At 61.6% G+C, this 13,694-nt stretch carries 9 protein-coding genes; 4 read left to right on the top strand and 5 right to left on the bottom strand.

Translation table 11 applies throughout. The annotated features are described in order from the left end of the window. Positions 1-95 precede the first annotated feature (95 nt). The gene (locus IE071_RS13495; protein ID WP_189441878.1) at positions 96-965 is read left to right on the top strand and encodes a regulatory signaling modulator protein AmpE; all 870 of its coding nucleotides are present in this window, start codon (positions 96-98) and stop codon (positions 963-965) included. A gap of 6 nt (positions 966-971) precedes the next feature. Here IE071_RS13495 and IE071_RS13490 read toward each other — a convergent pair whose 3' ends face one another. Both IE071_RS13490 and IE071_RS13485 read right to left on the bottom strand, forming a co-directional pair. Next, entirely contained in the window at positions 972-2,846 is a 1,875-nt protein-coding gene (locus tag IE071_RS13490) for an MFS transporter (protein ID WP_189441876.1), read from the bottom strand. Between the two features lie 217 nt (positions 2,847-3,063). After that, complete coding sequence (locus IE071_RS13485; protein WP_189441875.1) at positions 3,064-6,135, bottom strand: TonB-dependent receptor; 3,072 nt, start codon at positions 6,133-6,135, stop codon at positions 3,064-3,066. 288 nt (positions 6,136-6,423) lie between these two features. On the opposite strand from IE071_RS13485, the gene IE071_RS13480 reads away from it, so the two are divergent. Next, positions 6,424-6,984: a helix-turn-helix domain-containing protein gene (locus tag IE071_RS13480; RefSeq protein ID WP_189441874.1), complete on the top strand. Its 561-nt coding sequence runs from the start codon at positions 6,424-6,426 to the stop codon at positions 6,982-6,984. Positions 6,985-7,055: 71 nt separating this feature from the next. Here the strand turns inward: IE071_RS13480 and glyS are convergent, their stop codons facing one another. Both glyS and glyQ read right to left on the bottom strand, forming a co-directional pair. Next, positions 7,056-9,203, bottom strand: coding sequence for a glycine--tRNA ligase subunit beta (gene glyS, locus IE071_RS13475; protein ID WP_189441872.1), 2,148 nt, complete (start codon positions 9,201-9,203; stop codon positions 7,056-7,058). Further along, positions 9,196-10,107: a glycine--tRNA ligase subunit alpha gene (glyQ, locus tag IE071_RS13470; protein ID WP_077518912.1), complete on the bottom strand. Its 912-nt coding sequence runs from the start codon at positions 10,105-10,107 to the stop codon at positions 9,196-9,198. The genes glyS and glyQ overlap by 8 nt, the downstream gene beginning before the upstream one ends. Before the next feature lie 98 nt (positions 10,108-10,205). On the opposite strand from glyQ, the gene tfpB reads away from it, so the two are divergent. Together tfpB and IE071_RS13460 are read left to right on the top strand one after the other, a co-directional pair. Then, positions 10,206-12,026 (top strand): type IV pilus assembly ATPase TfpB, encoded by a 1,821-nt coding sequence (gene tfpB / locus IE071_RS13465; protein WP_189441870.1) that lies wholly within the window; start codon positions 10,206-10,208, stop codon positions 12,024-12,026. Between the two features lie 33 nt (positions 12,027-12,059). Then, complete coding sequence (locus IE071_RS13460; protein WP_189441868.1) at positions 12,060-12,788, top strand: glutamine amidotransferase; 729 nt, start codon at positions 12,060-12,062, stop codon at positions 12,786-12,788. Between the two features lie 11 nt (positions 12,789-12,799). Here the strand turns inward: IE071_RS13460 and IE071_RS13455 are convergent, their stop codons facing one another. Beyond that, positions 12,800-13,483: a rhomboid family intramembrane serine protease gene (locus tag IE071_RS13455; RefSeq protein ID WP_189441865.1), complete on the bottom strand. Its 684-nt coding sequence runs from the start codon at positions 13,481-13,483 to the stop codon at positions 12,800-12,802. Positions 13,484-13,694: the final 211 nt, after the last annotated feature.

The raw sequence follows: 13,694 nt of genomic DNA, 5'->3' as shown, positions 1-13,694 counted from the left end.
ATGGCCGCCCGTCGAGCAACGTCATCCAACGCCGGCCTGTGGAATGAGCGATCCCTCGCATACAATGCAATGACTGCTTGCGAGTTCATTCCGTCATGGCTATCAGTCTGCTTGTTGCCCTCATCGCCCTTGGCCTGCTGCATGTCATGCCGCAGCTCGCACGCTGGCGCAGCGACGGCCTGTTTCGCCGCTGGGTGACGCAGCTGGCGGACACCAGCGGCAGCGGTCGTATCGTGCTGGCCCTGCTGCTGCCGACCGTGTTGTGCGCGCTGCTATGGTGGTTGCTCGGCCACACTCCGCTGGGCGGATTGCTGCAACTGCTGTTTTCGCTGGCCGTGCTACTCTACTGTTTCGGCCCGCGCGAATTCGAGGCCGACTTGGAAGCGATCCTGGGCGCTCCGGATGGTCCCAGCCGCGAGGCCGCGGCGCAGATGCTGGCCGACGATGGTTCTCCGATCGCCTGGAGCGCACCTGCCTTGGGCGTGGCGATCGCCTACGCCGCATTGCGCCGGCGCTTCGCCGTGCTGCTGTGGTTCTTCCTGCTCGGCCCGGCCGGCGCGCTGCTGTACCGGCTGGCGCAGACGCTGGCACGCAACGACTCGCTGCAACTCGATTCGAGCAGCCGCAGCGCTGCCCATTACGTGGCCAATGCGCTGGACTGGCTGCCGGCCCAGTTGCTGACTTTCACGCTGGCCTTCGTCGGCCACTGGGACGCCGTGATCGGGGCTTGGAGACGCTGGCACAGTCAGGCTGCGGCTACCAGCTGGTATGGCAGCGAGCCGGGCTTTCTCGGCGCGGCGGCGCAGGCCGATGTACTGATCGACATCGAGGCCGGTGATGGTTATGCCGAGGAACACAGCGATCCACTCGCCGAACTAGTGCGCCTGCGTGGCGTCTTGCTGCGCGCGCTGCTGGCGTGGTTGAGCGTCGCGGCGCTGATCGTGATTGGCGGCTGGGTGAGCTGACCCTGGCTAGGCGAATTCGCCGCGCAGTTCGCGTACTCGCGCCTCCAGTATCGCCACGGTGACCTGCTCCGGCGCCAGCGGCGCATCGACCACCAACTCCACCCGTGCGCGAAAACGCCGCGGCAGACGTGCCCGGCGCAGCATGGAATCGCGCCGACTCCACACGCTGCCCCACAGGCCGCGCAGCGCCATCGGCACCACCGGTACCGGGCGGCGCGCCAGGATCTTTTCAACGCCCGGGCGGAATGGCGCGATCTCGCCATCGCAGGTCAGCCCGCCCTCGGGAAAGATGCACACCACCTCACCGGCCGCCAACGCGTCGTCGATCGCGTCATAGGCCTGCTGCAGCACGGCCGGATCTTCCTTATAGCCCGCGATCGGAATCGCCTTCGCGGTGCGGAACACGAAGCGCAGCAGCGGGATGTTGAAAATCTTGTAATACATCACGAAGCGCGCCGGCCGCCGTAGGTTCGCCATCAGCAGCAGCGGATCCATGAAGCTGACGTGGTTACACACCAGCAAGGCAGCGCCTTCCTCGGGAATGTGTTGCACACCATCTGCGCGCACCCGGTACAACGTGTTCACCAGCACCCAGGTGATGAAACGCATCACGAACTCGGGCACCAAGGTGAAGATGTACACCGCCACCACTGCGTTGAGCAACGCCGTGATGAGGAAGATCTGCGGCACGCCGAACCCCAGCATGCCCAGCCCAAGACCGAAGCCGGAGGCGCAACAGATCAGCAGCGCATTGAGGATGTTGTTGCCGGCGATGATCCGCGACAACTGTTCGCGCGGTGCGCGACTCTGGATGAAGGCAAACAGCGGCACCACGTAAAAGCCGGCGAACACGCCGATCAGGGTCAGATCGAACACGATGCGCCAGTTGCCGGCCGCACGCAGGAACGCCAGCCAATCCAGTCCCTGCACCACCGAAGCCAGCGGCCGTGCGAAGAACAGATCAATGCCGAACGCGGTGAGTCCAAACGCACCCAGCGGCACCAGACCGATCTCCACCCGCTTGCCCGACATCTTCTCGCACAGCAACGAACCGATGCCGGTGCCCAGCGAGAACAAGGTCAGCACCAGCGTGTTGACCGAACCATCGCCGCCGAGATTGAGTTTGGTATACACCGGCAACTGCGCCACCAGCACGGTGCCGAAGAACCAGAACCACGAGATGCCCAGCACCGCGTTGAACACCGCGCGATCGCGATGCGTAATGCCAAGCACGCGCGCCGTCTCGGTCAGCGGATTCCAGTTGAACTTCAGCTCCGGTGCGGTGGCCGGCGCGGGCGGAATCGCCCGACTCGCGCTATAGCCGAGGACCGCCACGCCGATGGTCAACGCGGCCGAGGCCAGCGGCCCCACGCCGGCCAGCAGCATCAGCGCATTGCCGACGATCATGCCGATCAGGATCGCCAGCTGGGTCCCCATCTCCACCATGCCGTTGCCGCCGACCAGCTCGTTAGGCTTCAGCGCCTGCGGCAGGATCGCGTACTTGATCGGCCCGAACACGGTCGAGTGCACGCCCATCATGAACAGCACGACCAGCAGCAAGGCGAGATGATGCGTGTGGAAACCCCACGCCGCCAGCAACATCGCCGCGATCTCGAACAGCTTCACGTAGCGGATGATCCGCGTCTTCTCGAACTTTTCGGCCAATTGCCCGGCGGTGGCCGAGAACAGGAAGTACGGCAGGATGAACAGCGCTGGCGCGAGATTGGTGTACAGCGACACCTGCCGCTCCGGCAATCCCATCTGGAACGCCGCCAGCATCACCATCGCATTGCGGAACGCACTGTCGTTGAACGCCCCCAGCGCCTGGGTCCAGAAAAACGGCGCAAACCGCCGCTTGCCCAGCAGCGCGAACTGGCTCATGCGATGTCCTGTAGGAAGAATTTCTGCACCGGCCCCTCGGGTTTATCCGACTGAGGGGATTATTGCCGCACTGAAGTTACAGGCACAACGAACAAGAGATTGGCTCTACGTGGAAGCTCGTGACACGACGCTTATTCCGTCGCGCCACAAAAAAACCGCCGGGGAACCCCGGCGGTTTTTTCTGAAGCCTGAACAATGTACTTGCTACATCAGACCATTAGAAATCGTACGAAATACCGAAGCGGACGTAACGAGGAGTCTGTGCGCTATACGGACGCAGGTAGCTCACGTTCAGAGCTGACGGCTGCCCTGCCCCATTGAGCCTGCTGTCACCGTAAATCGCATAGGTCTGCGTGGTTCGCTGAGAATTAAGCACGTTGTAGACCGTCATATTGAAGGCCAACTTCTTGCCAGCCCACTCCGGACGGTACTCACCACCGAGGCTGAGCGTATACGTCCACGGGTTATGCGTCTTGCCCGGGGAGAATGGCACGCCATTGCACCAGTGATAGTACGGACCGTAACCCAGACTCGGATTGGTCTGATTCACGCCATATCGACCGAGGCAAGTCTGCGGTGAACCGGACAGCACCTGCAAGTTGCCTGAGACCATCCATTCCGGAGCAAGCTGGTAGGCGCCAAACGCCTTCAGCTGGTGCCGGCGATCATTGGACAGATTGCCATTTGCATAGTCCATAACCTCGGCGTAATCCCAGTCGACCGTGGCCGACACGTCAGTCTGGCCGATGTCCGAGCGCACCTGGCCTTCGCTGTTGCCGTAGCTCTTCGAGTACAAGTAGTCGACCTTGCCAAACCACTTGCCGTCAAACGGATGCTCGAGGTAGAGATCCAAGCCGTAGTACTTACGCTTCAGCGTGGTGTTGAAACCGAACTCCTTCCAGGTGACCGGTACGGTGTAATAGCCACCACCCAGCTTCGCAATCTCGAAGATGCTGGTGCTGCCCGGATTGATCAGGTAACTGCCCTGGACCGCGTTCGGATCGTAGCTGGCGGGATTGATGCCCATCGCATCCATCTTGGCCAAGATCTTGTCCGAGTCACCGATGTCATCGATTGCATTGCGCAGATTGCGGTAGGTGGCTTTGGCACCGTACGCCCACGAATCACCCAGCTTCTTGTCAAAGCCAAGGATGTACTCGTCCTGATATTCAGACCTGAGGTTCGTCGAGGTTGCCGTCTTCGGATCGCGCGGTATGCCGTATTCCAGGTTGGCCGAGATCGGGCCACCTGTGCTGGTGGCGATCGGGCTCAGACCCGTGGGATAGCCATTGGCATCGATACCGGTGTAGTTGAAGTACTCCCGGGTATATATCGAGGCACCCGCGGAGCGCAGGGCCACGGTGGAGGGCATGGCCAGGTAGTACCGGCCGGCATTGCCGTAGACCTTGAAGCTGGAGTCGCCGTTCACGTCCCAGCTGAAGCCGACACGTGGTGCCCACTGCGGGGTGGTCAGGCGCAGGTACGGTACACCGTTACCGTTGAAGTTGGTGAACTGGTCGTTGCGCAGACCCGCCTTTACCAACCAGCGGTCGGTGACCTGCCACGTATCCTGAATGTACTGGGCACGCTGCGTGGTACGCACCGACGCATTATTGCCAAAGATGTATTTGTCGACATAATAGCCGTTGGTCGGAGCAGCTACGAAAGGATCCGTACCTGGGGCACCCGTAATGTAACCGTTGCTCGCACCATACTCCCACGCGTAGCCCGGCCCTGACGTGACGGTACCGTCGTTCATATCGGCCACATTCTGATTGTCGATACCGCCGGTGATCGTGTGATCACCCAGTTTGTAGGACAGATCGATACGCAGATTGGTGTTGGTCGTGCGGTGTGCCGGGTTGGCCAGCGTCACGATGTTCTGGTTGTTGATGATCGGCCTGTTGCCATTAAGCGCCGGATTTTGGAAATTGGGCGTCAGCAGAGCGATAGTGTTCGGGTCATAGCCCGGCGTGGTGCTGTACAGGGTGCCCTTCATCTTGCCGTACAAGGCGGTCAAGCTGAGATCGTCAGTGATGTAGCTGGTGAATTTGGCCGAGTAGAGGTCGCTGCCCGTCTTGGTCGACGTGGCGTTGCTGCTGAAAGCCCCGTCGGTATGTGTGACGTAGCTGTAATTGTCGACCGCACCCTGATAGGACTGCTTGCTGGAGGCACCGGTCAGTTCAAGAATGTTGCTGTCGGTGATGTTCCAATCCAGCTTGCCGTACCACTTCGGGTTGTCGTAGCGGTAATGTGTGTCGAAACCCTTAACAACATTGGGTGAAACGGCAGCGACGCTCGTGCCTTGCTGACGCTGACCTTCAACGGCTGCGAAGAAGAACAATTTGTCTTGGATCAGCGGGCCGCCGACATAGGCGTCGACCGTCGTCGTCCAAGCCTTGTTGTCCTTGCGATACTGACGAATGGCACCCTGCGGGCCAGCTACGCTCGGATCGTGATTGGCCGACGGCTTCACATAATAGAAATTACGTGGATCGCTCTGCAGATCAGTAGGAGTCCACTGGATCTGGGCGCCGAAATGCCATTCGTTCGTGCCACGCTTACCGACTTGGCTGATCACGCCACCATCGGAACGACCATAAGCCGCGTCATAACCGCCAGTAAGAATTTCCTGCTGGTCGATGGCGCCGTACGGCAATGCCAGACCACCCAAGCCGCTAAGCGGATCGGTGGTGTTGAATCCATTAACGTAATAAGCGTTCTCTGTCACCGAAGAGCCACCGAACGAGACCAACGGCTGACCAAGGCTGCCGGTGATCAGGCTGGAGCCCGGCACAACGCCCGGCGCGAGCAGCGCAATCGCTTCGGCACTGCGCCCGATCGGCAACTTGGCCAGCTGCTCAGACGTGATGACCGTGCGGGAATCGACCGCGCTGACGTCGATGGTCGGCAGGGCATTGGCCTGGACCGTCACCGCTGTAAGATCCTTTGCACCCTGCGCGCCGAAGGAAACTTCGGTGCCCGAGCCCACGCGCAGCGTGACGTTTGAACGCGAGTCGACGGTCTGGCCGTCGCGCTGCAGGGTTACCGTATAGTCACCCAGCGGCAACGCGCTCGCCGTATAGTGCCCGGTCGAATCAACAGCGACCTGGCGGGAGATGCCTGACGTGCTCTTGATCAGCACGGTTGCGCCGGCCTGTGCTTGGCCGAAGATGCTACCCGTGGTCGACTGCGCCAAAGCGCTCGTGCCGACGATGCACAAGCCAAGTCCGATTGCCAGAGATGTACGACGCAACTGACTCGTCGTGAAATTTTTACGCGAATTCATAAAATGGTAACTCCCCAAGGTTCAGCCCGAACTATCCGGACACATGAAACTTTTTGTGTGTTCGTAACATCCAAGGACGACATCCCCAAGCAAAATGCCCAGCCCATGCCGATCCACGTGATAAAACGTACGTTCCTGCGTAAACTTTTGCGCAAGTTATTGTGACGTTAATTCAAGAAAGTGCGGAGGTCAACACTTCCATAACTTTTTTTCACGCATGCTTCACTTGACTTGTCGCATTACTTTGCGGTAAGTCGACAATGTCCACCAAACCTTCCGGCCAAAACCATGAAAACGCAAAATTTCACGAACCCACCAGCTACGGGTAGCTTCGCGGAACGCATCAAGTTGCTGATCCAGCGAGTCGGTAGCGCTACGGAAATCGCCAGGATGTGCGGCTTCTCCGAAGGCGTGGTGCGTAGCTGGCGCGATGGCAATACCGATCCATCACGCGCGCGCTGCGTCACGCTGGCACGCACCTTGGGTATTTCACTGGTCTGGTTGGTGGCAGGCGAGGGCGCGCTGCAAGCTGACCCTACGGTCCCCACGCTGGATGACCAGTACAGTTCGGAAAAGGTGACATCGCACCGATCGCACAGTCGACCGAGCACGGATGGTCACGTTGCCAGCGCAGGTGTCGATGCCCAGCGGCTGAACGCCGCCGTGCAAATCCTGCAGTCGGAACTGAGCCTGGGCGGCAGTCAGCTTCGATTGTCGGAGAACACGGATCTGCTGTCGCAGCTCTACGAAATCCTCAGTCCAGGTGGCTCGCATGTGGACCCGATCGCCATGGTGACGTTCAATCACCAGCTGGCTGAGCGGATACGCAAAGAGCGCGGCACTGCCTGACACTGAGCACGTATCCAATTACTACAAAAACGCGGCAGCCATGACGGCTGCCGCGTTTTTGTGGTCCACGCTCAGAGCAGGGCGATGTCGGCGATGGCGCTGAACTGCGCCTTCAGCTGCCCGAGCAGGGCCAGCCGATTGGCTCGCACGGCCGGATTGTCGGCGTTCACCAACACGCTGTCGAAGAACGTGTCCACCGGCGCCTGCAGTTGCGATAGGCGAGCCAGTACGGCGGTGTAATCGCCAGCACCCAGTGCTTCGGCGGTCTCCAGCCGTGCAGAGGCCAGCGCATCAGCCAGTTCGCGCTCGGCATCCGCTTCGAAATGTGCAGGATCGACGACGCGGCCGATGACTGGCGCGCCAACCTCTTCCGCCTGCTTGCGCAGGATGTTGGCGACACGCTTGTTGGCGGCCGCCAAGCTGACCGCTTCCGGGCGACGGCCGAATTCGGCGACCGCGCGCAGGCGCCGGTCGAAATCGGCCAGGCTACTCGGCTGCACGGCCAGCACCGCTTCGAACTGAGCGTTATCGAAGCCCTGTTCGGCGTAGTAGCCGCGCAGGCGATCAAGCACGAAGTCATACAACTCGTCGAGCAGGATCGCCCGCCGCTGGCCCGCATTCAGGGCCCCCGACTTGCCGTCCTTGCCCGGTTTCAGTCCCGCCGCCAGTGCGCTGTCGGGCAGTTGTTCCAGCGCTTCGACCAAGCTGCCGCGCAGATCCAGTTCCATGCCGGCTTCGATCAGCGTACGCGCCAGACCCAATGCGGCACGACGCAAGGCAAACGGATCCTTGCTGCCGCCCGGCTTCATGCCGACGGCGAAAATGCCGGCCAATGTGTCCAGCCGCTCGGCGACGGCGAGTACCTGGCCGAGCTTCCCGGCGGCGATCGCATCGCCGCCGTAGCGTGGCTGGTAATAGCTGTCGAGTGCTTCGGCCACCTCCGCCGATTCACCGTGGTGGCTGGCGTAATAGCGCCCCATCACACCCTGCAGCTCGGGGAACTCGCCGACCATGCGGGTCAGCAGGTCGCACTTGCTCAGGCTCGCTGCGCGCGTGGCGGCAGCGGCATCGACGCCGACCCGATTGGCGATCACGCGCGCCAGTTCGGCCACGCGCACGCTTTTGTCCCACAGACTGCCCAGCGCCTGCTGGTAGGTGACGCTCTTGAGCTGCTCCTGATAGCTGGCCAGCGGCGTCTTCAGATCCTCGTCCCAGAAAAATTTCGCGTCGGCGAAGCGCGGGCGGATGACTCGCTCGTAGCCTTTGCGTATTTCTGCGGGATCATTGCTGTCGATATTCGCGATGCCGATGAAATGCTCGGTGAGCTTGCCTGCGGCATCGAACACCGGCACGAACTTCTGGTTGGTCTCCATCGTGGTGACCAAGGCTTCCGGCGGCACCGCGAGAAACTCGCGCTCGAACGTGCAGGCGATCGCCACCGGCCATTCGGTGAGGTTGGCGATCTCGTCGAGCAAGGCATCATCCAGCCGCGGCACGCCGCCGGTTTGCTTGGCTGCCTGTTCGACCTGTGCGCGGATGCGCTGGCGCCGTTCCTGCGGATCGGCCAGCACGTTGGAAGCGCGCATCGCGTCCAGCCAGCTGTCGGCATCGGCCACATGCACCGGTTGCGAATGCATGAAGCGATGGCCACGCGATTTGCGGCCGCTCTTCAGGCCCAGCACGCCGCCATCGACGATCTCGGCGCCGTGCAGGATCACCAGCCAGTGGACCGGACGCACGAAGCTGTAGTCGTGGTCGGCCCAGCGCATCGGCCGCGGAATCGGCAAGCCCTTCAGCGCCTCTTCGATGATCTCAGGCAGCAACGCTGCCACCGGCTGGCCTGGTTTCACCGCACGGAACACGAACCACGCGCCCTTGTCGGTTTCGAGTTTCTCAAGCTGTTCCACGCCGACACCGCACGACTGCGCGAAACCGTGCAGCGCCTTGGACGGCTGACCGTCGGCATCCAGCGCGGCGTTCATGGCCGGGCCACGCCGCTCGATCGCCTGCTCGGGCTGCGCCTGCGCGACGCCAGGAATATGTGCCGCCAGACGACGTGGCGAGCAATAGGCTTTCGCCTGATCCAGCGCGGCGTCGATGCCGCGTTTGGCCAACCCATCGCAGATGCCACGCAAAAATGCCGAGGAAAGTTCGTCCAGCGCCTTCGGCGGCAGTTCCTCGGTACCCAGTTCGATCAACAGCGGCTTGTGCTCAGCCATGAGCCGGCTCCTTCACTTGCTTGAGGCCCGGGAAACCGAGTTTCTCGCGCTGTGCCACATAGGTTTCGGCCACGCTGCGCGACAGCGTGCGCACGCGCAGGATGTACCGCTGGCGCTCGGTGACGCTGATCGCGCGACGTGCATCGAGCAGATTGAATGTATGACTGGCCTTCATCACCTGCTCATAGGCCGGCAGCGGCAGGTTCGCGGCAATCAGCTGGTTCGCCATTGCCTCGCAGGCGTCGAACCAGTGCAGCAGATCGGCCACATTGGCATGCTCGAAGTTGTAGGTACTCTGCTCCACCTCGTTCTGGTGGAACACGTCGCCATAAGTGACCGTGCCGCGCGGACCATCCGTCCAGACCAGGTCGTAGACGTTGTCCACGTTTTGCAGATACATCGCCAACCGCTCGAGACCGTAGGTGATCTCGCCAGTCACCGGACGGCATTCGAGTCCGCCAGCCTGCTGGAAGTAGGTGAACTGGGTCACTTCCATGCCGTTCAACCAGACCTCCCAGCCGAGACCCCAGGCACCCAGCGTGGGCGATTCCCAGTTGTCCTCGACGAAGCGCAGGTCGTGCACCAGTGGGTCGAGGCCGAGTTCCTTCAGTGAACCGATGTACAGTTCGAGGATGTTTTCCGGGTTCGGCTTCATCACCACCTGGTACTGGTAGTAATGCTGCAGGCGGTTCGGGTTCTCGCCGTAGCGGCCGTCGGTGGGTCGACGCGACGGCTGCACATAAGCGGCGGCCCACGGCTCGGGACCGAGCGCGCGCAGGAAAGTGGCGGGGTGGAATGTGCCTGCGCCGACCTCGGTATCGAGCGGCTGCAACAACACGCAACCCTGCGCCGCCCAGTAGCGGTTGAGGGTCTGGATCACATCCTGGAAGGTACGCGCGGACATGGCTTTCCGTGACCTTGGGTAAAGCGCGCTAGTATAGCCGCAGCTCGCTTTCCCACTGGATTACGGGTCTGAAAAAGCACTACGGGGGTTACATCCGGATGGCCGCATCACCACAAATCGCATCCCTGCTGGGCCGCCGTGGTCGGCTTGAACTGGACGATCTGCTGGCCGCCCTGGTGGTCGACGGTTATCTGCTGGCCGACGACGCCAAGCAGGTGCGCATGGGCGCGCGCGCCGGTCGCAGCATGGTGGAATTGCATCCATTGGTGTTGATCGCCAACGCCAAGCTGACGAACCAGCACGGCACGGGGCGTCCACTGAGCCTGGAAATCCTGACCGAATGGCTGGCCGGTCACGCCGGACTGCCGTACCTGAAAATCGATCCGATGAAGATCAATGTCGCTTCGGTCACCCAGTCGGTGAGTCATGCCTACGCCAAGCGTCACCGGATCCTGCCGATCGCGGTCGCACCAGGCGAGGTGACGTTTGCCACCTGTGAACCGTTTGATGCGGGCTGGGCTCCCGATCTGGCGCAGATGCTGCGCCGGGATATCAAGCGGGTCGTGGCCAGTCCGGTCGACATCAACCGCTATCTGCAGGAGTTCTACGGCGTCCAGCGCTCGATCCAGCTGGCACAGGATGCCAAGACCGGCAGCGACAGTTCCGCCGCCATCCTCAACTTCGAGCAGCTGGTCGAACTGGGCAAGAGCGGCGAGGTCGGTGCCGACGACCGCCACGTCGTGCATATCGTCGACTGGTTGCTGCAATACGCGTTCGAGCAACGCGCGTCGGACATCCATCTGGAACCACGTCGCGACACCGGGCACATCCGCTTCCGCATCGACGGCATCATGCAGAAGGTGTTCGAGTTGCCGGCGCCGGTGATGACGGCGGTCACTGCGCGCATCAAGATTCTCGCGCGCATGGACGTGGCCGAGAAGCGCCGGCCGCAGGACGGACGCATCAAGACGCGCTCGGCTTCCGGCCGCGAGGTCGAATTGCGCATCTCGAACATGCCCACCGCGTTTGGCGAAAAAGTGGTGATGCGCATCTTCGACCCAGACCTGGTGGTCAAGGATTTTGCCCAGCTCGGCTTTTCCCCGAGCGAGAGCGCCAACTGGCGCAGCATGGTCGAACGACCGCACGGCATCGTGCTTGTCACCGGCCCGACAGGCTCAGGCAAGACCACCACGCTGTATTCCACGCTGAAGCATCTGGCCACGCCGGAACTCAACGTGTGTACCGTGGAAGACCCTATCGAAATGGTCTCACCCGAATTCAATCAGATGCAGGTGCATGCCGCGATCGACCTGGATTTCGCCGCCGGCGTGCGCACGCTGCTGCGGCAGGATCCGGACATCATCATGGTCGGCGAGATCCGCGACCTGGAAACCGCGCAGATGGCGGTGCAGGCCTCACTCACCGGCCATCTGGTGTTATCCACCTTGCACACCAATGACGCGCCTAGCGCAGTCACTCGACTGCTCGATCTGGGCGTGCCGCATTACCTGATCCAGTCCACCCTGACCGGCGTGGTCGCACAGCGGTTGGTGCGCACGCTGTGCCCGCACTGCAAGCGGGCGACGACACAGGACCCGCAGGCATGGATCGTACTCACTCACGGTTGGACAATACCGGTACCGGAGCAGGTGTTCGAGCCGGTCGGTTGCCTGGAATGTCGCAACACCGGTTTCATGGGGCGTACCGGCATCTACGAAATGATGAAGTTGTCGCCGCGGTTGCGCGGACTGATTTCGGCCCAGCTCGATTTGAGCGGTTTCGGTCAGGCTGCGCTGTCCGAGGGCATGCGGCCGCTGCGTATCTCCGCCGCCGACCAAGTGGCTGCCGGACTGACCACCGTGCAGGAAATCCTCACTGTATTGCCGCCGATTGATGCATTCGATGATGCCAAGCCGTAAAGACGTCCAAATTATTTACTCCCGATTTCCCGCATGAAGCCCGTATTAATCATCCGCACCGGCCGCGCGCCGAATGCCATTCGTGCCCGCCACGGTGATTTCCCCCACTGGTTCCGACTTGGTGCAGGTTTACACGCGCAGCAGTTGCGGATCGTCGATGTCGCGGCTGGCGAAGTGCTGCCGTCGCCACACGAAGTCGCCGGCGCCATGATTACCGGTTCGGCAGCCATGGTCACCGAGCGCGCAGCATGGAGCGAACGCACCGCCGGCTGGATTCGTGATGCGATGGACGTTGAACTACCGCTGTTCGGCGTCTGCTACGGCCATCAGTTGATGGCACATGCGCTGGGTGGGCGGGTCGATTACCTGCCCGGTGGTCGCGAAATTGGCACCCAGCCGATCGAACTGGCGCCCGATGTCACGCACGATCCGCTGGCCCGCACGTTACCAGCCAGCTTTCGTGCGCACACCACGCACGAACAAAGCGTGCTCGAACGGCCACAAGGGTCCGCCATATTGGCCCGCTCAGCGCGGGATCCGCATCAATTGCTGCGCTACGGGCCAAGCGCAGTCAGCGCGCAGTTCCACCCTGAATTCAATGCCGACGTGATGCGCGCCTATATCAAGCGCAAGCATGCCGATATGCAGCGTGAAGGCACAGATCCGCAACAGATATTCAGCGCGGTGGCAGCGACGCCATTCGCCCGCCGGCTGCTACGCCAGTTTTCCCGACGGCATGGCTGGAGCGTCGCCGCCGGATGATGCTTTCGCGTTCAGCCGCGCAAACGGCGGGCAATCGCCTCACGTGAAAACAGCGCAAACACCACGCCGAACAGAAAGCCGCCTATGTGCGCCCACCACACATAGGCGCCATAGCTCGGCCCGGCGTAGCTAAACAGCAATTGCAGCAACACCCAGATACCGATCAGCAGAAACGCCGGCACCCGCACGAATTCCAGATAGAGCCCAAGCGGTAGCACCAAGCCGAGTTTGGCGCGCGGAAACAGCGCCACGTAGGTGCCTACCACCGCTGATACTGCGCCACTGCAGCCGATGATCGGCAGCCGTACGCCTGTCAGCGACAATGCACCGATCAGGTTCGCCACGATTCCGCCGAGCACGAACAGCAACAAGAAGCGCAGCGAGCCCAAGGCGCGCTCGCCAGGCAGGCCAAAGATCGCCAGAAACAATAAATTGCTGAGCAGATGCAGCCAGGTCACATGGATAAACAGCGCCGTGAACAGTCGCAGCAGGGCAGGGTCGGCCAACTGCGGCAGCAACGCCTCATGCGGGTTGAAAATATTGGCTGGTACCGTGCCCCATTCCAGCAACAACGGTCCGCGTTGCGGTACCGGTGTCAGCGCCAGTCCAACAAAACAAGCCACACAAAGCGTAACCACGAGCAACGTAGCCCAATGCCAGCGCGGGCGGCGGCGTGTTTCGACGTGAACAAACAAGAGCGCGCTCCCTCCAACACCGACCGGATCGCGGTGTGTTGTCCATCATAAGGGATCGCGGATCATCGACAGTGATCGATGCCTCGGCCATTTCACCGCACGCGGCAACGCACACATCGTCGCCGCAGCCGACGAATCGTCCAAAAGAAAAAACCCCCACCGTTTCGGGTGGAGGTTTTTGGGATAAAGCCCCTGGCGGTGACCTACTCTT

The organism is Rhodanobacter panaciterrae (assembly GCF_014651895.1).
GTDB classification, from domain to species: Bacteria; Pseudomonadota; Gammaproteobacteria; order Xanthomonadales; family Rhodanobacteraceae; genus Rhodanobacter; species Rhodanobacter panaciterrae.
Note: the sequence above shows the minus strand (reverse complement) of the source record. Positions and strands in the feature narration are given on the sequence as shown.